Origin of the sequence: Candidatus Erwinia haradaeae, assembly GCF_900698855.1 — a bacterium.
Classification (GTDB): Bacteria; Pseudomonadota; Gammaproteobacteria; order Enterobacterales; family Enterobacteriaceae; genus Erwinia_E; species Erwinia_E haradaeae_F.
The window spans coordinates 1-25,420 of the sequence record NZ_LR217699.1 but is presented as its reverse complement, the minus strand read 5'-3'; the positions used below and the strand labels follow the sequence as shown (position 1 = coordinate 25,420).

Annotated in this window: 13 protein-coding genes; 7 read left to right on the top strand and 6 right to left on the bottom strand. The window is 28.3% G+C overall.

All coding sequences use genetic code 11. The annotated features are described in order from the left end of the window. The first annotated feature begins 465 nt into the window (after positions 1-465). Together HACICURT3053_RS03335 and HACICURT3053_RS03330 are read left to right on the top strand one after the other, a co-directional pair. Entirely contained in the window at positions 466-1,011 is a 546-nt protein-coding gene (locus tag HACICURT3053_RS03335) for a phospholipase D family nuclease (protein WP_157992336.1), read from the top strand. A gap of 1,112 nt (positions 1,012-2,123) precedes the next feature. Next, complete coding sequence (locus HACICURT3053_RS03330; protein ID WP_157992337.1) at positions 2,124-2,696, top strand: recombinase family protein; 573 nt, start codon at positions 2,124-2,126, stop codon at positions 2,694-2,696. A gap of 2,560 nt (positions 2,697-5,256) precedes the next feature. Here the strand turns inward: HACICURT3053_RS03330 and gpmA are convergent. The 4 genes from gpmA to HACICURT3053_RS03310 all read right to left on the bottom strand — a co-directional run bounded on the left by gpmA (position 5,257) and on the right by HACICURT3053_RS03310 (position 13,120). Next, positions 5,257-5,997: a 2,3-diphosphoglycerate-dependent phosphoglycerate mutase gene (gene gpmA / locus HACICURT3053_RS03325; RefSeq protein WP_157992339.1), complete on the bottom strand. Its 741-nt coding sequence runs from the start codon at positions 5,995-5,997 to the stop codon at positions 5,257-5,259. 484 nt (positions 5,998-6,481) lie between these two features. Beyond that, complete coding sequence (locus HACICURT3053_RS03320; protein ID WP_157992338.1) at positions 6,482-7,546, bottom strand: FAD:protein FMN transferase; 1,065 nt, start codon at positions 7,544-7,546, stop codon at positions 6,482-6,484. A 3,343-nt stretch (positions 7,547-10,889) separates the two neighbouring features. Beyond that, positions 10,890-11,462: a recombinase family protein gene (locus HACICURT3053_RS03315; RefSeq protein WP_157992337.1), complete on the bottom strand. Its 573-nt coding sequence runs from the start codon at positions 11,460-11,462 to the stop codon at positions 10,890-10,892. 1,112 nt (positions 11,463-12,574) lie between these two features. After that, on the bottom strand, positions 12,575-13,120 hold the full coding sequence (locus HACICURT3053_RS03310) for a phospholipase D family nuclease (protein ID WP_157992336.1): 546 nt from the start codon (positions 13,118-13,120) through the stop codon (positions 12,575-12,577). A 1,946-nt stretch (positions 13,121-15,066) separates the two neighbouring features. Here HACICURT3053_RS03310 and HACICURT3053_RS03305 point away from each other — a divergent pair. Next, complete coding sequence (locus tag HACICURT3053_RS03305) at positions 15,067-15,567, top strand: Hsp20 family protein (protein ID WP_157992335.1); 501 nt, start codon at positions 15,067-15,069, stop codon at positions 15,565-15,567. A 1,087-nt stretch (positions 15,568-16,654) separates the two neighbouring features. Here HACICURT3053_RS03305 and HACICURT3053_RS03300 read toward each other — a convergent pair. Both HACICURT3053_RS03300 and bioA read right to left on the bottom strand, forming a co-directional pair. Then, positions 16,655-17,839, bottom strand: coding sequence for a NupC/NupG family nucleoside CNT transporter (locus tag HACICURT3053_RS03300; RefSeq protein ID WP_157992334.1), 1,185 nt, complete (start codon positions 17,837-17,839; stop codon positions 16,655-16,657). Positions 17,840-17,952: 113 nt separating this feature from the next. After that, on the bottom strand, positions 17,953-19,242 hold the full coding sequence (bioA, locus tag HACICURT3053_RS03295) for an adenosylmethionine--8-amino-7-oxononanoate transaminase (RefSeq protein WP_157992333.1): 1,290 nt from the start codon (positions 19,240-19,242) through the stop codon (positions 17,953-17,955). 103 nt (positions 19,243-19,345) lie between these two features. Between bioA and bioB the strand changes: the two genes are divergently transcribed. From bioB to HACICURT3053_RS03275, 4 genes are all read left to right on the top strand, one after another. Continuing rightward, the gene (gene bioB / locus HACICURT3053_RS03290) at positions 19,346-20,383 is read left to right on the top strand and encodes a biotin synthase BioB (protein WP_157992332.1); all 1,038 of its coding nucleotides are present in this window, start codon (positions 19,346-19,348) and stop codon (positions 20,381-20,383) included. Positions 20,384-21,877: 1,494 nt separating this feature from the next. Beyond that, positions 21,878-22,015: a hypothetical protein gene (locus tag HACICURT3053_RS03285; protein ID WP_157992331.1), complete on the top strand. Its 138-nt coding sequence runs from the start codon at positions 21,878-21,880 to the stop codon at positions 22,013-22,015. A gap of 515 nt (positions 22,016-22,530) precedes the next feature. Beyond that, positions 22,531-22,689, top strand: a complete 159-nt coding sequence (locus HACICURT3053_RS03280; RefSeq protein ID WP_157992330.1) for a hypothetical protein — start codon at positions 22,531-22,533, stop codon at positions 22,687-22,689. Beyond that, complete coding sequence (locus HACICURT3053_RS03275; protein WP_157992329.1) at positions 22,682-23,737, top strand: Replication protein; 1,056 nt, start codon at positions 22,682-22,684, stop codon at positions 23,735-23,737. Before HACICURT3053_RS03280 ends, HACICURT3053_RS03275 begins: the two co-directional genes overlap by 8 nt. Positions 23,738-25,420 lie beyond the last annotated feature (1,683 nt).

Below are 25,420 nucleotides of genomic sequence, written 5' to 3'. Positions count from 1 at the left end.
TAATCGTTAATGTCTCTTCTAGCTTAATGGATTATAAATTCTCTAAGGTTGTTTATGATAAAATACGATTCCTATCAATAAACTAATCCTTCTTTATTATTTTAGTGAACAACGTACAGAAAAATAATGCACAGTTTTTATTGGTCAATAAATATATAAATTATATAGTCAATAGACTGTTTTTTATAAAAATAAGATTTGCTATATAAATAGAATTTCCGTTATTTCGTTATTAAGCAGTATTTATTAATTGGTAAGAGTGTAAATTAAGGCTCTTCTGTAGTAGTAGATACGTAATGAATTTAAATTAATTTAAATAGAAATAGTTATTTCTATATAGCGCTATAGATTAATGATGGCAACATTAGTTTTTATTGAGCATAAAATATTCTTTGTCAAAAAAATTAAATTTGTTGAATAGCAAACAAAACAACCAATACTCTTTTTATCATGGTATATTTTATAATGTGCAATATAGTAAAATCTTTTTTTAACAGTCTTGTATTTTTTTTAATTATCATATCCCTTCCTCTATATGCAGTTTGTATAACTGACCAAGATGTAGAAGTCGGTTTTTCTCCCGGAGGAACAGCGCAAAAAATTGTTCTTTCAGCAATTACAGGCGCTACAAAATCAATAGATATCGCTGCCTATTCATTTACTAGTAAGCCTATCGCTTTAGCTCTGATTGAGGCCAAGAATCGAGGCGTAAATATACGATTAGTCGCTGATAGGAAATCAAATAGTAGTAAATATACCGCCGTAACCTATTTAATTAATAAAAATGTCTCAGTTAGACTTAATGAAAAGTATGCTATTATGCATAATAAATTTATGATTATTGATGGCATCTCAGTGGAAACGGGATCGTTTAATTATACACAAAACGCCGTTTCTCATAATGCAGAAAATGTTATTTGTTGGCACAATCGACCAGATATTGCTAACAAATATTCTAAAGAATTTAATAGATTATGGTTGGAATCCATATCTATTAAACCCATTTATTAATTTTACATGAATTCGAGTATATATCTATCTTTTGGAGATATAGTTGTATCTATTTTATTGGTAATTCATGAGACTATTAGTAGATACATTAAGAAATATTCTAAATAAATTAGTGCTCTACAGTAGTTTTATATGCTATTTGTACTGGTACAAAGAAGAATTCTTCTGTCTTTAAAATAAGAATTAAATTCTGGTTTACGCTTTTCACCAAAACATAGATGTTAACCATTACCTGATTTTTTAATAACTGAAATAGAATGCTCTATATTAAGAGATGTATAAAACAACTTGCTTGATGTGTAGTATATAGAGTTTTTCTACTCAACCAAACTGTTTAGGTTATATAGAAAATGTTATTAGAGTATTTAGTTGGACTCTGTATAAAAGATTATTTATCTCGTTTCATAACCCTCCCTGAATTTCTTGCATTTTATTGTCTTTAAGTTATTATATATATAAATATTACAGATTATTCCATATTGACTACAACATAGTTATAGATTATTAATGGTTTACTTTTATACATAGACATGGTTATGGGATGATTTATGACTTGAAAATAAGATTAAATTTTTTTATATGAGAATGAGTTATTGTATTAAATGAATTTTTAGGTCTGTTGTATAAAAGTTCTTAACTATTAGAGATGAATTGATTGGGATTTAGTGATATCATTATATTTTGGTTTAAAATATTTTATGTTCAGAATTATATATGAATAGATTTTTTTTCCTTTCTCTATCTACAGACAGATGGTGAGATAAGATGGACAATTTAAATTTAAACTTATATATTTAGCATTTATTACAAGAATAAAAAAGATGTCTAATATATAGACTAGAATAGTAAGTTGTTAATTAAATCGGTATAGTATGTTCTAAGTATTTCTAAAAATCTTAATATTGGTTAGAGATAACTAGTCAATAGGCATTATTACCTTATGCTAGTTTGATTCGATAATATTGCTCGTCTTGATGTTGTCAATTTAAGGTAAAGCATATTATGGCGTCAACTGCCTATTGTGAAAATGTCAGAATAAAATTGCATTTTATATATATTGATATGTAGAAGTAAAAGATATAGAGTTATTTTTGATATTTTAGAGAAAATTTATGATAGGACAACGTATTGGCTATACCCGAATCAGTACCATACACCAAAATCCACAGAGACAACTTGACTCCGTCAAGGTGGATCGAATTTTTACTGACGTAGCATCCGGAAAAGAAATTAAACGACCTCAATTAGAGGCATTAATTAATTTTGTTCGCTCCGGAGACACTGTGCTTATCCATAGTATGGATCGTTTGGCACGTAACCTTAATGACTTGCGTCGCATTGTGCAAATGTTAACAGAACGTGGAGTGCGCATTGAATTTATCCAGGAAAATCTGAGTTTTACTGGGAAAGACTCGCCTCTGTCCAATCTCATGTTAGCTGTTATTGGAGCGTTTGCTGAATTTGAACGTTCTTTACTGAAAGAACGTCAACGTGAAGGCATTGAGTTAGCCAAACAAAGAGGTGTTTACCGAGGTCGCAAAAGAACGCTTTCAGATACACAAGTCACTGAACTATGTCAACGGGTTGCTTCTGGGGAAAAAAAAGTAAAGGTTGCGCGTGATTTTTCTATCAGTCGGGAAACCTTGTATCAATATATAAGAAGAGCAGGATCAAGCGTTGTATGAAATTATTGCATTGGATAGATACAGTTAATAATAATAGTGTTTTTATAGAAATCCCCATTGAAGAAAACAATCTTCAATATTTTGTGAATAAAAGTGATTTCTGATTCAGTAAAGGTTCAAAGTATATATAGATATTAGAGTTGATTTAAAAAAAATGCTAAGGATAAGTTTAGGCATACGATGTTTATCAGTATAAATTGATATATTTTGTTTATTTAGGTCTATTAAATAATGTGATAGCCTTAATCATAAGACAGGCGGTAGAAATAAATCTAAAACTGAAGGAAAGGGTATACAAAACCTTTTTAAAAATCGTATTAGGGATTTCGTTCATTAAAATCAAGATAGGAAGTAGACGAGAACTTTTATACACACACTAATAAACAAGAGAAGTAATCACACTGATTTTATCTAATAGATAAAGTATAAATATATGTATCAATGTAATTAGTATTCTTTATTTGATTGACTTAGTTATTTACTCTTAACTATTAGCTTAAGAGTAGGTCCTGTACAATTGAGGACTAAATATAATTGTTCAGAAATATTTTGCATAATTCAAAGATTTGGTATCTCTTATAAGCATAGAGAAAAGATCATCGTATTACATTAAAGTTCTAAAATGAATTTTGCAAGAAGATACAATTATCATTTTAATCTATTTTTATGCAGTAAATACTTATTGAACATATCTATTTTCAGTAGAAAATCAATATATTGTATGCTCTCTACTCGTTCTTTAGAGGACAGAATATTAATATTAAAAGATCACTCAAACAGAGCTAAGATCTACATTGCATTTTATCTATAAAAGATCGTATTTCGTCCATCAGAAATACAAGAAGCAATACTTTATTAACGTAAAGAAAAACGTTCTTTTGACATAAGTATTATATCACTTTTAATCTTCTAATTATCGTTATCATTGGTTGTTTCTAGTTATTTTTAAGTCGAGATAAATATTTACATTATATACCAATAACCTAGTGGTATATTTGATGTTCTTTTGTTTTTAATATTTTTAAAGGCTCTTCTAATTTTTTTTATTTATAGCTTCTAGCTTGTTAGTGAAGAGATCTTATTGAATGAAGAAACATGGTATATAGAGTCGATATTCTTGCATGTTAGATACATCGTTGATATTAATTATGAATAAAATATTTTATACTATGTTAGCTTTTATATCTTGATCTTAATCTACCTTTAATCTCGATAGAAATTCTATTTCTACCTAGATGGGTTATTTTATAACAACTATTTATATTAGATAAATAAAAAGATGACAAAAGGGGTGTTAATTAAAAAAATTATAATATACATAAAATATTAATATCATTATTTAGATTAATGATAATAAGAATCGAAGTATATTAAGATTTTACTATAATTTTATCTCCAATATTCTAATGATCATAATAAACCTATTAAATAATATATAGATAAAATCTTGATATATTATCAATATCACATTGTACTATACATCTTACTTGTAAGATGAACATTTTCATCTTAATTGGATCAAGTCTAACGACTTGAAACTATAGTTATATCACATTCTATTATAGTTAATATATAGACTAGGATAATATCAAACTCAATATAACTACCTATTAAAATTTTAGGAATGGTTTCTTTATTGATTACTATTTTTAATTTATAGATTAGATAGCTGATTTTTTCTAAATCATGGTTTACTTAACTATAATATAGACAAAGTAATGTAGTATAATTTTTATAAAAACTAAAAGATTTTTATTTTATATAAGATAATCTATGATCTAAAAAATAATAATATTTTAATCTCGTAGGCAATGAAAATTAGGAGAGACGGAGGTGTATTACTGTCTAAAATCAGATAATGATGTAGATACAATCCACTTAATAGTTACGCGTGGTTAAACCCATAATAATTTGACAACCTATTAATATATTAAAGCGTCAATATGCTTCAAATATTACTAAGAAATATTTTTGTAAAGTACTTCTACCTCTCTTTAATGATTTTATAACAAAGATATTAATACTCAATTCAACCTATCCAACCAAAGATCTATGATATTTAATATAATTAAAGAGCAGAGGTCACCTTCGTTATGCATCAAGTGAGAAGATAGATAAAACTTTGTATTCTAATCTTCTCTATTGTCACTTAATATGAATATTTTCAACGTGCATACTTTATTATTATCATAAAAATTAGATATCTATTACATATTTAATTATTCTCAATATCTAATATAGGGTAGGGTCGATTGCTTAAATAGGAAATTTATTTTTAGAAATTATAGATGTTTGTAATTTTTTTATTTATTTTTTAATTCAGACTTATCCTATCTATTTTAATGAGCTAGAAAAAATTTCATAAAAGAAATAGATATTATCTCTATTTGTAATCAGTAAATTAAGAACAAATTATATAATATAGATCACCTCCTTAAAGGAATATTGATTAATTACAATTACATATTTGATTATAATTTAATTTTTATTATTACAATAAGTAATGTTTGTTTGGCTTCATAGGTTAATTCTAGTGGGTGTTGTTTAAATCTGATATAACCTAAGAGCTCAGAATGGATTTATTTTTAGAAATCGTATTATTACTAGAGCTTAGCCAATAATGTGAAATAGGATGGTAGTTCTCATCAAACTCATAAATCAATGGCATACCAGTTGGTATATCCAGTTCCAATATGTCTTCTTCTGTCATATTATCTAAATACGTAATGAGTGCGCGAAGGGAATTACCGTGAGCAGCGATGATAATGTTTTTATGGTTTTTTATTTGAGGGAAAATACCTGTTTTCCAGATTGGTAAGACACGATTAATAGTCATTTCTAAACTTTCAGCCGTTGGTAACTGTTCTTTATTTAAGTTACCATACCGAGGGTCGTAACCAGGGAAGCGTTTATCAAAGTGACTCAGATGAGGTGGAATAACCCTTAAACTACGACGCCATTGTTTTACTTGTTCTGCACCATATTTCTGAGCACTAGCTGTCTTATCCATCCCTTGTAACGCGCCATAGTGACGTTCGTTAAGGCGCCATGATTTTTCTACTGGCAACCAAGCTTGATCCATTTCATCTAAAATATACCAGAGAGTATGGATTGCACGCTTTAAAAAAGAAGTATAAGCAAAATCAAAAACAAATCCTTCTTTTTTTAGTAATTGACCAGCGTAGACCGCTTGAAACCGACCTTGATCGGTTAAATCAATATCATGCCATCCAGTAAAAAGATTTTTCTTATTCCACTGGCTTTCTCCGTGACGTATAAGAACTAGTTTTATCATGTTCATCAATAAATCCCTTGATTAATCTATATTGTTCTGAGAAGAGGATCAGTAAGAATTATTCTGAAATATATACAATGTTTTTAATCATAATATAGTATTAAAACTTTGAGCATGAATCTATAAATTCAGTCATCTTGAAACAAATTTTAAGTAAATTTCATTTATGCATTCTTTTAAGTCCTAATTGCGGTATCGTAATAATATATATTTAAAAGTATATAGACTCGAATAGTTTATTTATACAACAAGATAGATTTTTACTTCATCTTGTAAAATATATTTAATTCCTCGCGAGGTTATGGCGCTAGGCATCTATCATTCTGGCTATAGAAAAACCTAGTTAAGAAAGAATGGTGTGAAACGATTAAACACATTTATTAACGAGGTTTTATAAATATAGAGCCATTTCTATCGTAATACAGGAACGTCCTACTAAATAAAATATAGTAAAAAGAGTTTTTTATATTAAAATATACATAGAGTTTACTTACTTAGCTTGAGTATTATTTAATGAAGGTGATTCAATAAAAGGAAAAAATTTTGGTGAGATCCAACTAATTAATTGATTATTCTTTTTATATATAAGATATACTGCTTTTTTATGTTTAACAGCTAATTCTTGAGCTTTTCTTAGGCCTAAAATCATTAAACCACTGTCCCAGCAGTCTGCTTCAAGTGCGGTAGGAGCAATTACAGTGGCTGATACTAATTCATTGTGAACTGGTTCTCCAGTAAATGGATTGATTAAGTGAGATATTGGTTTTCCATTGAGCTCATAGTAGTTACGATAGGTTCCAGAAGTACTGATAGCACATCCTTTCAGTTCAACAATCTCTTGTACTGCATTTTCTTGATCAATTGGTTTCTGGATTGCAATTTTCCATGGTTTACCTTGGGCGTTATGACCGCAAGTAACAATAGCACCACCAACTGACACAAGATAATTGTCAATACCTTCTTTTTTCATCAGATTAACTAGATGATCAACTGCGTACCCCTCTCCTACACTAGAGAGATCAATATAGATCCCTGGTATGTCTTTGCGAAGATAGGACTGAGTGGAAGAGTTAATAACTGTTAGATAAGAAAGACCATGAAGAGCACGGGCACAATCAATCTGAAGCTGTGTTGGAGTACATTTTGATGAACCACGAGGCCCAAAGCCCCATAAATTTACTAAAGAACCAATAGTAACATCCATTGCTCCATTCATTTGGTTACCAATGCGCAGTGCTTGTGTAATAATATCAGCAATTTCTGAGCTCACAGGTTGTGATTTATAGCCTTGATATTGATTAAAACGTGATAATACTGAGTTACTTTTCCATGTGGAAATCTGAATATCATCATAATCAAGTATTTTTTGTATAGAAGTATACAATGTCTGTTTCCGTTTAGCCTCTATATCCACTACATTTACTCGCCAAACAGTCCCCATAGTATGACCTGTTAATATTATTGTTTTATAATTTAATAAAGGATGAGGGTTAGAACAAGAGCTCTGCATAAATATTAAAATATAGAACACAAAATAGCGATATGCATTATTCATCTCTTACCTTTATCTTTATTATACATAATAATATCAGTAGTGATCTTAATCGGCAGAAAGATGCTATGTTAACAGCCACAGGATTCATAACGAATTTGTATCAAAATTATTATTAATAATAATTTTGATTTACCACAATCTTTTAATTCATTAAATTATTCATAATCTATATACAATATAAATATAGAACTAAAATAGAATTTACATTCTTTGCAATTGACATATTGATTATTTCTTATGCAATATATTTAATTAATATTTAAATAAAATTATAAACTAGAATCCCTTAGATTGTATTATCAACATTATTTATTTACATCTATAAAATAAAAAGATTTGATTTTTAAAAGTCATGTTTAAGTAAATTTTAATCAAATTATATATAAATTATTATTTAATCTAATTTAAAATTTTAATATATGAATTCTATTTATAATATTAACATTGACATCAAATCAGAACAGGTTTAACAATGATGAATACCACAATATAGAATGTGCATGATCTTCTATATTTCTTAGAGAAAAAAGCTATTTAAATACTATTCGTTTAGTTTTTCTAACGACAGTATTTAGTATCTTAATAATACTTTTTTTGCTTAGGTTGATCTAGATATTAATCATCTTTATACTAACGATGTTTTTCTTTATAAGATTAATTAAGATAGGAAGAATATCCATTCTATTTTGACATGAATCTTATTTATCTTCATTAGATCTATTACATAAGATTTTCATTCAATATCCGTAATCACTAGTTATTGAACATAGATTCATAATCTATATTATATAATAATTAATAACTCTATTCAAGATAATATAAAAAATATACGAGATATAGATTATATTAATATTCAATAATCTCATCTCATAAATATAAGACTTCTATATTAATTAAATTATACTTTTATTTTATTTTATTGTGTATTAAAATCATATGAAATTTATTTCAAATAATAAAAATATAAAATAATAAAATCTATTTTAATGATATTAAAAATATAAAAATTTAGATAAACATTCTGTCTAGATGATTAATCTTCAAATTGGAGAATATAATTCTCTAATACAATTATTATTAATAATAAATAACATTATTATGACTTAAATAATGAATTTGTATTAATCTCTCTAACCTATTTAATATATAAAAATAAAGATTAAAGTAAGATCTAATCTTTTTCTTGGATATATAGATTAATATTGATTATTTGACAACATGTTTAATCGATTTAAGTTCTTTTTTAAGTAATAATTCTTTTCTTGATCTCTAATTATTAGTATGACTTATTATCTATATTGATTTAATCATTGCATAATTAGACCTTTCATTACTTAATAACTCTCTTTATTGATGTAGATACACATAGAGAAAATATGTTGATTTTTCTTTAATTAATAACTCGTATTCCTTCATATAACATAGCTTATTGTTGTCTGGACGGTAGAAGACAGAATTTCTCTAATGTATAAAGAACAGAATATTTTAACTACATTAAACTAAAAATTTATAATTTATAGATTGAATAAATTTCAGTAATTTAAGTTTAACTCAAATATTTATAGATTGGTGCAATAATAGATATATTATCTAATTCTTTATTATAAAGAACCATTAAAAATTAATAATCATTAGGAAAATAACCGATTTTTTTATCTGATATAGCCCTATAAAACTATGACAATGTTTAACTATTAAGCACTCATAGATCATCTCCATTATTAGATTACGACTAATCACTAGACATAAAGACGTTAGTTTTTATCTTTCTTAGGACGTATTAATCTTCTATAAGCTAAAAATTCCATTATTTACTATATAATAAAAGATTTTTTTAGTTTCTCTCAAAACAAGAAAGAAGATATAAACCTTAAACATGATGTATTACTTTACTCAATTCATATTACACACAGATTATTTAGATCTGGCTTTCTTATGTTAGATAAGAAGATTACAGTCGATACTAAACCGCAACTGTATATTAGAATAATTATAAATTCGTTATAAATTGATAAAAAATCATCTCTATATATTAAGTTAAATTAATTTTTTAGTATTTTGTAGAAAAATTAAGTTAATAATCTTCCTGGAACAAAGATTATTTCTAGGTGTTTACAAAACCAATTTGAAGCCCCTATAGCTAAGTGTAGATGATATTTATATAGTATTGAAGTTGAATACCTTCTTCTTGTAAATCTATAGACTATTCCTATAATAGTCTTATTGTAAAAATAATGCATCTGGTATAATTATTTTTATAATTACTCAACATTGGTTATAACTGAATAGTTACCTCTCATAAAGAAAAAAGTCAATTTATAACTTGAATTGATGTAATGATTTACAATCTTATATATAAAAAAAGAAAAATTATTGATATTCAGAAATTTTTAAAATTTTAAAAGAAAAAACTAAGTAATCTAGATGCATTTTAATTCAAACTAATGCAACTTATATTGCAAAATTAATTGTAGTTTCTTTACGTTAATAAAGTATTGCTTCTTGTATTTCTGATGGACGAAATACGATCTTTTATAGATAAAATGCAATGTAGATCTTAGCTCTGTTTGAGTGATCTTTTAATATTAATATTCTGTCCTCTAAAGAACGAGTAGAGAGCATACAATATATTGATTTTCTACTGAAAATAGATATGTTCAATAAGTATTTACTGCATAAAAATAGATTAAAATGATAATTGTATCTTCTTGCAAAATTCATTTTAGAACTTTAATGTAATACGATGATCTTTTCTCTATGCTTATAAGAGATACCAAATCTTTGAATTATGCAAAATATTTCTGAACAATTATATTTAGTCCTCAATTGTACAGGACCTACTCTTAAGCTAATAGTTAAGAGTAAATAACTAAGTCAATCAAATAAAGAATACTAATTACATTGATACATATATTTATACTTTATCTATTAGATAAAATCAGTGTGATTACTTCTCTTGTTTATTAGTGTGTGTATAAAAGTTCTCGTCTACTTCCTATCTTGATTTTAATGAACGAAATCCCTAATACGATTTTTAAAAAGGTTTTGTATACCCTTTCCTTCAGTTTTAGATTTATTTCTACCGCCTGTCTTATGATTAAGGCTATCACATTATTTAATAGACCTAAATAAACAAAATATATCAATTTATACTGATAAACATCGTATGCCTAAACTTATCCTTAGCATTTTTTTTAAATCAACTCTAATATCTATATATACTTTGAACCTTTACTGAATCAGAAATCACTTTTATTCACAAAATATTGAAGATTGTTTTCTTCAATGGGGATTTCTATAAAAACACTATTATTATTAACTGTATCTATCCAATGCAATAATTTCATACAACGCTTGATCCTGCTCTTCTTATATATTGATACAAGGTTTCCCGACTGATAGAAAAATCACGCGCAACCTTTACTTTTTTTTCCCCAGAAGCAACCCGTTGACATAGTTCAGTGACTTGTGTATCTGAAAGCGTTCTTTTGCGACCTCGGTAAACACCTCTTTGTTTGGCTAACTCAATGCCTTCACGTTGACGTTCTTTCAGTAAAGAACGTTCAAATTCAGCAAACGCTCCAATAACAGCTAACATGAGATTGGACAGAGGCGAGTCTTTCCCAGTAAAACTCAGATTTTCCTGGATAAATTCAATGCGCACTCCACGTTCTGTTAACATTTGCACAATGCGACGCAAGTCATTAAGGTTACGTGCCAAACGATCCATACTATGGATAAGCACAGTGTCTCCGGAGCGAACAAAATTAATTAATGCCTCTAATTGAGGTCGTTTAATTTCTTTTCCGGATGCTACGTCAGTAAAAATTCGATCCACCTTGACGGAGTCAAGTTGTCTCTGTGGATTTTGGTGTATGGTACTGATTCGGGTATAGCCAATACGTTGTCCTATCATAAATTTTCTCTAAAATATCAAAAATAACTCTATATCTTTTACTTCTACATATCAATATATATAAAATGCAATTTTATTCTGACATTTTCACAATAGGCAGTTGACGCCATAATATGCTTTACCTTAAATTGACAACATCAAGACGAGCAATATTATCGAATCAAACTAGCATAAGGTAATAATGCCTATTGACTAGTTATCTCTAACCAATATTAAGATTTTTAGAAATACTTAGAACATACTATACCGATTTAATTAACAACTTACTATTCTAGTCTATATATTAGACATCTTTTTTATTCTTGTAATAAATGCTAAATATATAAGTTTAAATTTAAATTGTCCATCTTATCTCACCATCTGTCTGTAGATAGAGAAAGGAAAAAAAATCTATTCATATATAATTCTGAACATAAAATATTTTAAACCAAAATATAATGATATCACTAAATCCCAATCAATTCATCTCTAATAGTTAAGAACTTTTATACAACAGACCTAAAAATTCATTTAATACAATAACTCATTCTCATATAAAAAAATTTAATCTTATTTTCAAGTCATAAATCATCCCATAACCATGTCTATGTATAAAAGTAAACCATTAATAATCTATAACTATGTTGTAGTCAATATGGAATAATCTGTAATATTTATATATATAATAACTTAAAGACAATAAAATGCAAGAAATTCAGGGAGGGTTATGAAACGAGATAAATAATCTTTTATACAGAGTCCAACTAAATACTCTAATAACATTTTCTATATAACCTAAACAGTTTGGTTGAGTAGAAAAACTCTATATACTACACATCAAGCAAGTTGTTTTATACATCTCTTAATATAGAGCATTCTATTTCAGTTATTAAAAAATCAGGTAATGGTTAACATCTATGTTTTGGTGAAAAGCGTAAACCAGAATTTAATTCTTATTTTAAAGACAGAAGAATTCTTCTTTGTACCAGTACAAATAGCATATAAAACTACTGTAGAGCACTAATTTATTTAGAATATTTCTTAATGTATCTACTAATAGTCTCATGAATTACCAATAAAATAGATACAACTATATCTCCAAAAGATAGATATATACTCGAATTCATGTAAAATTAATAAATGGGTTTAATAGATATGGATTCCAACCATAATCTATTAAATTCTTTAGAATATTTGTTAGCAATATCTGGTCGATTGTGCCAACAAATAACATTTTCTGCATTATGAGAAACGGCGTTTTGTGTATAATTAAACGATCCCGTTTCCACTGAGATGCCATCAATAATCATAAATTTATTATGCATAATAGCATACTTTTCATTAAGTCTAACTGAGACATTTTTATTAATTAAATAGGTTACGGCGGTATATTTACTACTATTTGATTTCCTATCAGCGACTAATCGTATATTTACGCCTCGATTCTTGGCCTCAATCAGAGCTAAAGCGATAGGCTTACTAGTAAATGAATAGGCAGCGATATCTATTGATTTTGTAGCGCCTGTAATTGCTGAAAGAACAATTTTTTGCGCTGTTCCTCCGGGAGAAAAACCGACTTCTACATCTTGGTCAGTTATACAAACTGCATATAGAGGAAGGGATATGATAATTAAAAAAAATACAAGACTGTTAAAAAAAGATTTTACTATATTGCACATTATAAAATATACCATGATAAAAAGAGTATTGGTTGTTTTGTTTGCTATTCAACAAATTTAATTTTTTTGACAAAGAATATTTTATGCTCAATAAAAACTAATGTTGCCATCATTAATCTATAGCGCTATATAGAAATAACTATTTCTATTTAAATTAATTTAAATTCATTACGTATCTACTACTACAGAAGAGCCTTAATTTACACTCTTACCAATTAATAAATACTGCTTAATAACGAAATAACGGAAATTCTATTTATATAGCAAATCTTATTTTTATAAAAAACAGTCTATTGACTATATAATTTATATATTTATTGACCAATAAAAACTGTGCATTATTTTTCTGTACGTTGTTCACTAAAATAATAAAGAAGGATTAGTTTATTGATAGGAATCGTATTTTATCATAAACAACCTTAGAGAATTTATAATCCATTAAGCTAGAAGAGACATTAACGATTAAATTTATGCATAACAAGCTACTAGAATATACTATAAACTAGATTATGATGTAGTCTGGATTATATCCTAGATTTACAATAAAGATAATTTTATTATTATCACTATGTATATGAAAAATTAAATCATTCCAATCCCATTTTACATCTTAGTAAAACTAAGTAGATTTCTTTTTTTATCTACATTATAGGTTTTCTTTTTAAATTAGGCTCACTTATTAACTAAGTTATAACGTTTCTAAGTAAAATATCACTTAAATTAAATATTAGGACAGGACCCTTATTTATCTATCTCTAAAATACTGGAGGCAATTACGAACATTATAGGGCCTTGTGTACATTCTTAATTACTTTATCGACAATATATTTGTCTTGCGATAAGAAGCGCTCTCCTTTAATTAACTGTAATTAAAATTATATAATAATTATAAATGATGTAATTAAAAACTTAAAAAAATAAAATGTATCCATATTTTCATTTATAAATGTGTTTTCAAAACTTTAAATCTACTTTTGGTAGACTAAAATACCTTTAATCATAATATAAAGTAGCATTTCATATATAGAGTAGAATCTCTTTTGTCTTAAAATTAGAATTCAAGTTACATAAAGATTAGATCTATTGGGATAGGTATTAGTTTTATTAGCAACCCTCTCTAGAGTAATCATTAGTATGTTCATTAAAAATTAACTAATCTCTTATTAAGGCACCGATTAAAACATGAAGAATAAGAAGAATTAATGATTTAAACTCTGCGTACTAGATAAAATTAAAACTAGTATTATTCATGATTGATTTTTTAACTAATACTAATTATATGTTAGAGATGTTTATTAATAAAGTCAATGGACATCAGCTGAAATTGATAAATTGATTTCATAAAAATAACCTTTAGATTACCTGATAAAAATTAAAAAACGTTTATTAACCATGAAATCTTAGAAACAAGAAAATGAACTGTCCTAATCCAATCTAAGAATTTAACTTTTTTGAATGGAATGATTAATATAATGAAGATTTTTAAAAATCTTATCTAAGCTTCTATTAAACAATGTTATCGATTCTTGTACATCAATAAATTAGAGTATTTTAGGAAAATGGTTTAAATCTTATATTCAAAAAAAACGATATAAATCTTATCTAGTAAAATTTATTACTATTTTATCAAACCAAAAAATTGCTGTAGAATATAACCATTAAAGTTATTATTTTGAGAAGCTATAGTTAAATGTATTAATGATTCTCTAATTCTAATAATAATCAAAAAAATGAAATATATATAAATATGTATTTCTAGCTAATAATCTAAAATACTTCAATAAATAGAACTAATTCCATAGAAGGAAAATAGACTTGAGTCATGAAAATATTAGTTTCTTCAATCTTTTTAATAACAATCCTTGAAATATCTTTATACATACCCATATAGTTAATATGTGAGTATAATTTTATTCTCAATTATATGTATTTTATAGGAGGATGCTATGGCCTACCGTTCTTTCTCTCTCATACCTACATGGAGCAATAATCTTTTATCTGATCGTTTTACACAGATTGACAATCTTTTTAGTCGTCTAACAGGTGAATCACCTGTTGGTGATGTCCCTGCATACAATCTATTACAAAAAGATAAAGAACATTATGAAATGACAGTAAGCGTACCAGGCTATACGCAGAATGAATTAGATATTTCAGTACTTAATAATCACTTCACTTTACGTGGTATTCCAAAAAGCGAAGAAATAACTTCTACTGAAGAAAAAGACAGTATGACTTATCTTCACAAAGGTATCCAAAAAAAAGAATTTTCTCTAAGTTTTAGTTTAGAGCATCGCATTATGATTTATCAAGCCAAGCTAGATAATGGATTATTAACACTACAGTTTACTTATGACATCCCCGAACAAGAGAAACCCAAAAAGATTTCTATCGGATCAAATAACAATAATAAAGATGGGCATACTATTGAACATAACAAGACTTGACATTATAAACAAAAATAGCGCCTTATAAGGCGCTATTTTTGTTTATAATTCAAAATTATTCTGTAGTATTTGTCACGTTTACCGGGCTATATCTTCTAGATCACTCTCCGATTTTCATTACCAAACGTTCTTAGACTAAAGGGTAGCTATTAGAAAACTATTTCATTTTAGCTATAATATTTACAATACATATACAACCTTCTAGTTGTTTACTCGAGATACTTTCGCCACTCTAGTATTTTCTATGACACAATGCAACAAACTATTGATCCATCCTAAATGTAAAAATTAATTCTAATCTGCAGACAGCTCTTCCTGTTGAAGGAAGAGCTGTTACAATAACATTAGTTCGATTTAAAAAAATCGAAGCTTAATTTTATTATGAATTAACATAACACTAGTAACTGTCTAGATATTTTTCTAACTACTAACAGATATTTTTATCTACGAAGACAAACAAACACTCTCCGTGCGACCTATACAACATTCGCTCATTCATATGATTTTTGTTGCAAACCGGTTCTTTCTGATTCAAATATTCTTTATATAGCATATTAGGCCATTGAATAAAACAGAGGTTCACAAGTAAATAAAGATGTCATCTCTATTCAAGTAAATCTTATTTCTAAGTTAGAAGAATATTTAATTATGTATGCAAATTGTTTAAAAATTAAATATATAATATTCTAGTTTAGATACAATATAATTGTATTAATAAGCACTGACTCAAATAATTAAACTTCAATCAAAAGATGATACAAATCATATTTTGATGTTACTATCTCTATAATCCATTGTATTACTATCCAGATCTTATAAAATATTAGATTATTTATCATATTTATATAAAATGCACGTTTTGTAATTTACAGAATTATTTTTTTGTCTCTAGAACCTAATTCTCTTACTATCCGCTAAAATATATTAACTACATTCATCAGGTATAAATTTTAAAATAAGAAATATAATAACTCATTCTGAATGATTTAGTATAATTTTTATTACTTATATTGTTTGAAATGGTTTTCATTATCCATATAGATCATGCAAAACATCTAGAAACTATTTTTACCTAGTCTTAATATTGTTAGAGGACAAAACCTGTAATTGCAGCTGATAAAAGACTTACGAGCGTGGAAGTATATAAAAGTTTTAAACCAAAGCGTGATACTATATTGCCTTGTTCCTCATGTAGACCTTTGATGGAACCACTAATAATGCCAATTGAGGAAAAATTAGCAAAAGACACTAAGAATACTGATAAAATACCTTCAGAATGGAGAGAAAGTTTTTCTATAACTTTGTGCAGATCAATCATTGCAACAAATTCATTAGAAACTAGTTTTGTAGCCATAATACCACCTACCTGCAAGGCCTCATAACTTGGAATACCTAATACCCATGCTAGTGGAAAAAAGATATAACCAAGAACTCCTTGAAAACTAATACCAAACACAGAATCAAACAAAGAATTAAAACTAGTGATTAAAGAAATAAAACCAATAAGCATTGCTGTTACAATCACCATGACTTTAAAACCGGCTAAAATATATTCACTAAGCATTTCGAAAAAACCTTGTTTTTGATGAGGATCAGCTAGTTTGAGCTCGTCTTGAACATCCACGCAATAGGGATTAATTAACGATAAAATAATAAAAGTACTAAACATATTTAATACTAAAGCTAGTATCACATATCTTGGTTGTAACAAAGTCATATAAGCACCAACTATAGACATAGAAACAGTCGACATAGCTGTCGCCGCCAACGTATACATGCGTTTTTCTGAAATTTGTCCTAATATGTCCTTGTAAAGAATAAAGTTTTCTGATTGTCCAAGCATTAGTGAACTAACCGCATTAAAAGATTCTAGCTTACCCATGCCATTAATCTTTGATAAAGCAGTGCCAAGTATACGAATTATAGCTGGAAGGACACGCAAATACTGAAGTATACCAATCAGCGCTGATATAAAAATAATAGGACAGAGAACATTAAGCCAAAAAAATGCGAGCCCTTTATCACTCATGTTGCCAAAGACAAAATTAGTTCCATATGCCGCACACCTTAGCAAATGATCAAATAACTCTGAGATTTTTTTTACAAATCCCACACCTATTTCAAAATGCAGAAAAAACCATGCCAATAGAACTTCAATAACAAGAAGCTGACTCAAAAAACGAATACGGATTTTCTTTCGGTCATCGCTTACTAACACAGACAGTAATATAATCACAGCTAGTGATGCTAGAAAATGAAGAATCCGAAACATATCCATACTCCAGTAAATAAATAAGGACTTTATTTTATTCCGTGTGCTATGTTTGGCTGTTAATTGAATATTGAAACAAGAAATTTAATAAATATAATTCTTTATATAGGTATTCAAGCATCGAAATGCTCAGGATGATCTAAAGAATTAGTAATAGCCTCAATAAGTTGTGTAAGCTCTTCTGATGAAATAATATAAGGAGGTATTAAGTAAATAAGATTTCTAAAAGGACGGATCCATACACCATTCTCAACAAACCAATTCTGTAACAAAGATATATTTACGACTCTTCTTACTTCTACTACACCAATAGCTCCTAATACTCGGACATTCAGAACATTTGGATGCCCCACTAAAGGAGATAATCCCCTTCTCAGTTGAGCAGAAATTGCTGTTACACGATGATACCATGCTCTGTCTTCAAGAAGAGATAGGCTAGCAGTAGCTGCTGCACAAGCTAAAGGATTTCCCATAAACGTGGGACCGTGCATAAAACAACCGGCGTCACTATCACTAATAATTTCTGCTATATAACGACGGGTTAAGGTAGCCGAAAGAGTTAACACACCTCCAGTTAACGCTTTCCCAAGACACAAAATATCTGGAATAATATTGGCATGATTACAAGCTAGCCATTTACCAGTACGACCAAACCCAGTTGCTATTTCATCAGCAATTAATAATATTCCATATTGATCACATAAAGCTCGTGCTACGCGTAAATATTCAGGGTGATAAAAATGCATCCCTCCAGCCCCTTGTACAATTGGCTCCATGATCACTGCTGCTAAGGTATGATGGCACGAAGAAAAAAGGGTAGAAAACTCTTTTTCATCACTTATTTGCCAAGTTTCTCCAAAACGTCTTCTAAGAGAATTAACAAACTGATTCACAGGCAGATAACTGGAATACATACTGTGCATCGACTTAATAGGATCACAAACCGACATTGCACCTAAAGTATCACCATGATAGCCCTGGCGCAGCGCAAGAAATTTACAACGAGGACGGCCAGATGCTTGCCAATACTGCAGTGCCATTTTCATTGCGACCTCTATAGCCACAGAACCGGAATCAGCTAAAAAAATACACTCCAGGTCAGACGGCATTAATGCAACCAAACGACGACACAATTCTACCGCAGATGGATGAGTAATACCGCCGAACATAACATGTGACATTTCGTTAATTTGCTTGTGCATTGCCTGATTAATTATAGGATGATTATAACCATGAATAGCTGCCCACCAAGAAGACATGCCATCCACTAATCGCCGACCATCTCCAAGAATTAACTTACAACCACTGGCAGAGACAATCGGATAAGTAGGTAGAGGTCGGGTCATAGACGAATAAGGATGCCAAACGTGTCGTTTGTCAAAAGCGAGATCATTAGCCTGCATCAGGATATCCTATTAAATAAATTTAAATACATTATGGACAGTGTAACGGCAAACTTTATACTTACAACCATCTATTTCCTTAAATATTTTATGGGTAACTGTTATGTCAATTCCTCAACGCTGGACTACTGAACAAGCCAGATCATTGTTTGATCAGCCTTTTTTTGATTTACTTTTTAAAGCCCAACAGGTACATCGTCAGCATTTTATCTCTGGTGAAATTCAAGTTAGCACACTGTTATCAATAAAAACAGGCGCTTGTCCAGAGGATTGCAAATATTGTCCGCAAAGCGCACGTTATAATTCAGGTATTCAAAAAGAAGACCTGATAGAAGTACAAAAAGTACTTGATGCGGCACAAAAAGCACGTAAAGCTGGTTCCACACGTTTTTGTATGGGGGCTGCTTGGAAAAATCCACGTGATCGTGACATGCCATTATTGGAAGAGATGGTCAAAGGTGTTAAAGCGATGGGTCTTGAAACTTGCATGACCTTAGGCATGATCAACAATGATCAGGCACATCGGTTGGCTAAAGCTGGTCTAGATTTTTATAATCATAATTTAGATACATCACCAGAATTTTACAACAAAATCATCAGCACCCGTAGTTATCAAGATAGGCTAGATACACTTAGTACCATACGTCAAGCAGGTATTAAAATATGTTCTGGTGGAATTGTAGGGATGGGTGAAAACATCAATGATCGAGCAGGATTACTGGTGCAATTAGCTAACTTACCAATACAGCCAGAAAGTATTCCTATCAACATGTTGGTTAAATCACCAGGTACACCACTATCTGACGCTAATGACGTAGATCCATTTGATTTTATTCGTACTATTGCCATAGCACGTATTATGATGCCAAATTCTTATGTTAGATTATCTGCTGGAAGAGAACAGATGAATGAACAAACTCAAGCACTATGTTTTATGGCAGGCACTAACTCTGTGTTTTATGGATGCAAATTACTAACCGCGCCTAATCCAGATGAAGATCATGACTTACGGTTATTTAAAAAACTTGGTCTTACAATCCAACATCAAAAGATATCAGAAGGTAATCAAGAAAAAGAAAAAAATCTAACAGAAAGCTTGCTATCTTTAGATACAGAAAAATATTATAATGCTGCAAACTAATTAATTTTGCGCACTAATTAATGGTGTTCGGGTTCATAAGAAGAGAATTAAGAATATATTTCATTTATAATCTTCTATTATAAATGTAGCTCCTTTAGAGGTTCTTAAATGCTTTCGCTCTAATTATGTTCAAGAATAATCTAAATAAAAACTCAAAATGATATAGATCATTATAGAAATAATAATACAGATATGATGTTAGTTTTTATTGTGTTGTAAGGTGCATTACCTTACTATATCTAAACCCTGAAATATTCACTTTTTATTAATTCATTGTTATGATTACTATATTTATTGAGATATTAGTTATTATAAGATTATTCATAGAAACGCAAGTCAAGAAACCAAGATATCTCTGATTTCATCTTTAATTCGATAGAAATCTTTAAGCCAAGCCGCAGACACTCTTTTGTCTGCGGAACAATTACATATTGTTATATTATAGATAGATAGTCTTCTATCATCTAGATAGCATGACTGATATTGAAATTTTTTCTATTACTAGAAAAAATGAATCTTAGTACTTTCTTTGATCTTTCTTTCGGGAAAGAGCTCGTCTAATCTTCATAAAAAAAACTAGATCCCTACCATTAATCAAGTTCTGGTGATTTATCTCATTTCAAGTCTAAAATAATAGTTGATTAATAGACAATATTTTCTAATAAAAAATTTCACTAACAATCGATTTTAAATTTAAAAACATTGAAAAGATATTATGTCCTTTAACATTCCTTATATTGTTCTTAGACTAATTCTTAATAGAAAAGATAGTATATAGTAGGATTAATATCGAGTAACCTTAAAAATTTTTGAAGAATAAAGATATTACTGTTATTAACCTTTCTATATAAGTAGAATTTATGTTATAAAGAGTATATAAATAAACTGAATTCCATCGAGCAGATATAGATGAGAATTATCAAATTATCGTATAGCATCACAGAATTTAAATAAAATTTCTAAAATTAAATAGATAAATCACCAAATCCACTGCTTGTGTTATATTAATAAACTCAGTAAATGGATAATAGACAATATTAGGACTTCTTCTTTGTGAATTTTATTGGTATAATTTATTACCTAATAGAAGTATGGCTATTTTAATCTAGAATTTTCGAAGAATTTTCAATTAGAGAAAGATAACAATAGTTAATATCCAATATCTATAATCAAAAAGAAGTGATATTGTTATTAGGAATTTTAAAACTTGAAGTTTAATATGAAAGAGCATAGATCGTCCGCCAAATATTGCTCTTCCATGGTAAACAAAGTATGAAATTAGCTTGATCTAGAAATAAAGTGTTTGAATAGATAAAATATTTTCTTTTGATTAATTCAGTCAGCATTTTTTTCAAAAATAAATCTTGCTGGAAAGAAAATACGACTCTATAAAAAGACTATAAATAAGCTAATCAATACTAAAAATACGAGTTACTTTTAAAGCTCGTCGAAAAAATTAAGTTGTTGATTCCGCCCCAAAATAGGGATGATATATTGGTTAGACCAATACTCTCAGCCTCAAGAGTCGTAATTGAGAATCTTAAGATACGACAAAGAGTTCAGTATGGGGTTAATAGAGAGTGGTTATTAACGCATCTAGATCACTTCGTTGTTTTTAGTGTTCAAGATTGAGAACAAACATATTAGCCTATGTAACTAAATACACGAAGATCAAGATTAGACATAGATCATGTTGTTTAACATAACTAAAATAAAATCAGACGTATTTCTATGAAACACTCTGATTAAGATATACAAAGAATAAAAACTAATTAGCTTAAACATTAAGATAACAGAATAAAGCAAATTAAGTTCTTCGGAGAATTATAGCTCCACGTATATCTAGATAACACAACATAAAATTTCTCTCTCTGTAAAAAAACAGTTAGAGCATCTCCATATCAGTTAGTATCGAGCCATGCACTAACATAGGATTATGGAATTAAATTAAGAGAAATGTTCTTGATCAATTCTTGGCTTACAGATTTTAATATATGAAAAATAATTTCAGAATAGCTAAAGAGTTGGTGCATGTTGTAGTTATATTTTGGTTTGATTCTAATGTTTAACCGCTTTTTGGAACAACAAAATAAACTTAATGGATTGGACGTATCCTAAAATCGTTCGGGAGATGCGATCACATTGAAGTGGTCGTTCGATGCAAAAACCCCTCGATTCTGCGTCAACTTGGCGGAAGAACCAGAGACCGAGGGGTCGTTAGCAGGCTAATGCCTGTAAAGGATTATAACAAATGCATATTAAAAAAACAACCCTTATCCGCCATAAGATTTGGACAGGGTGAATGATAACACCGTAATGCTACAAGAATCTGACCAAGTTCTATATCGTCAGACACGTCGTGGTGAAGCTAATTGTCAGCGCAAAGGGCAAGTCAAAATACACCGTAATCATAAGCCACAATTTACCGGAAAAATACCGCGTGGAATGGCTGCAAAAGTTATGGCTTGTATTAAAAATCATGATTGGCGTCAAAATAGTGATCTTATAGCACTGAGAAGAAATGGTTATACACCCTATTCACGTATATTCGATCGCTCCTATCAACCAAAACCACTTCGTATAACAGCGCGCTCTGAAAGTAGAGAAGCGCTCAGCGCTCTTTCATTAACTCTTGCAGCAAACTGTGACTACAGTCCATACAGTCAGTATATGTTTGAGGTTATACTACCAATCGCAGAAATAGCACAACGCATGGGTGTCCTACATGTCTACAATAATGGCCGTAAAGCATACGACGTGCTATTACACGCCTTGCGTGTACTTGAGCAATTAGATTACGTCATAGTTCACCGTGGTCGAGAAAGTGACTCCGGTCAGAATAAACCAATGAGAGTTTTCTTGACAGAAAACTTTTTTACCTCACGCGGAATGAATGTTGAAAGCGTGCGTCAATGGCTACATAAATATCGTCAGTGGGCAATATCAGCAGGTATTTCAGTTTCTTTACGTAATAAATATGAGCGTCATCAGCTAAAAATGGCTCGCCTTGGAATTGATATTGATCGTCATCACTCTTTAAAAAACCGACTAAAAAGTATTAAACGTTGGGTGGTTAGTCCAGAATTATTTCATGAAAAAGAATCTATTATCGCAGATCTTAACACTTCTTTAATTGCGCATAAAAAACAACGTATTTCATCTCGACATTTAAGTGAAGTACGGTATCAAATGGCTTGGTGGGCGTGGTCAGCAAGTGATGCGTGCACACCAGTAATACGATTAAATTTAGAAAATGCGATCAAGACAGAATTTCCACATCTGTTGAATCATGCCACAAGTACTGAGCAGTATTATCGTCTCCTCCTTGAGCGTGCAGGAATCCCTCTACCATAACTTAGTAATTTTAAATTGCTGATTTTTTTTCAACAAATTACATAATAAACAAAATTCCAGGTAGGGATTAGATCTCCCCTGTTTCTTGTATCGGTAAACAGTTTTTTTTATCTTTATTTCTTCTCTACATAAGCATTTTTAACCCCAAAATTAATGTGAAATGAAGAATTTTTTAATATTAATTAAATCAGCCTTAAAACTTTTTTAAAAAAAAATTTAAACCTTTATATTTTTAATTTTTTTTTATTAATTTCGAACGTTATTTCTGCACAAAATATGCTTTCTAAAGAAAGACTACCTAAAGCCCTTCACAGGTCTTTAGGTAGATCTTTTATATTCAAGAAAAAAGATGATTTTTTTAATAAAATCCACCCTGTATTAAAAATAGAGGGTGTTTTCTAAACAAACCAAAGAAAACGGTCTAATAGCGAAACGAATCATTCGTAGAGAATTTTTTATGGACACAGTAAAGAAGAATAAAAGTAAGAGAAGGGGTGATAATTATTATGGATAAAATATATGATATATAGATCTTGTTTTAATTCTTAAAATCGCATAAAATAAATTATTTTTATGTTATAAAATTTATAAAAATTTATCTCAGATTACAAAATAATTTGTACATTAATATAAATTATTAATATTATTTAGTATTTATCAAACAATAAATAATTAGAAATTAGTAGTTAACATTTATTTTTAATTTCTTTATTTTAAATAAATATGTTAATAAATATGAATATCTAAAAAATTTATGAAATTTAAAAAATTAATTTTAATTAAATGATATATATAAATATATATCTATGTATTTCCTTAATTATTTTAAATATTTTAATTAGTCATTAATTAATAAATTTTAAGATAATAGGTAATGTAATAACATTATTTTACATGGTTGCTTTTAATCCATTTGTTATATATTCATATTTATTTATATCTTTGTAATAAAAGTAAAATCATTTCAGTATAAATAAATAAAAAAATCAAAAAAAACATATTTTATTATAATATTTTATTTGATAATTTTCAATTGAACTAAATTAAATTAAATAATGATATTGAAAATCAAATAGATTATAAAATCTATTGAGAAAATTCTATGATATTCAATATATTAAAATATATTATCAAAATTCAGTTTAAAAATATTGGTTATCCACAATAATAAAATACAATTACTATTGACATAAATAATTAAAGAACGCGTTGATAGTAATAATTATTACATTAGGATTTTCATCTATTATTTTTTTTAAAATTTTATTTATTTTTTATGATTTATTCTTTAATTTGTAGCAAACCATAAAACACAAACTTTGTATAAACATAGTACATAATAAGTGTTAATATTAATTAAAATATTTAGTAATTATTAAATTTAAAGTATAATCAATTATTTAAAAAAATTCTTAGATAAAACTTTAATAAATAAATATAATTATCATATTTAATATCATTTTCATAAATCTTAAGAATATACTAAGTTAATGTTATTATTAATTTCTAATAAATTTTTTTAATAACAACGTTTAAAATTGATATATTTTCTTAAACAACTTTTTATATAAAATGAATTTATTATTTATACTTTATTATGTTGTTGTACGCATCAGACAATAGGCTTGAAAATTATTTTTTATTTTTCTTTTTTATAAAATTATTAAAAAATGACTATATAAA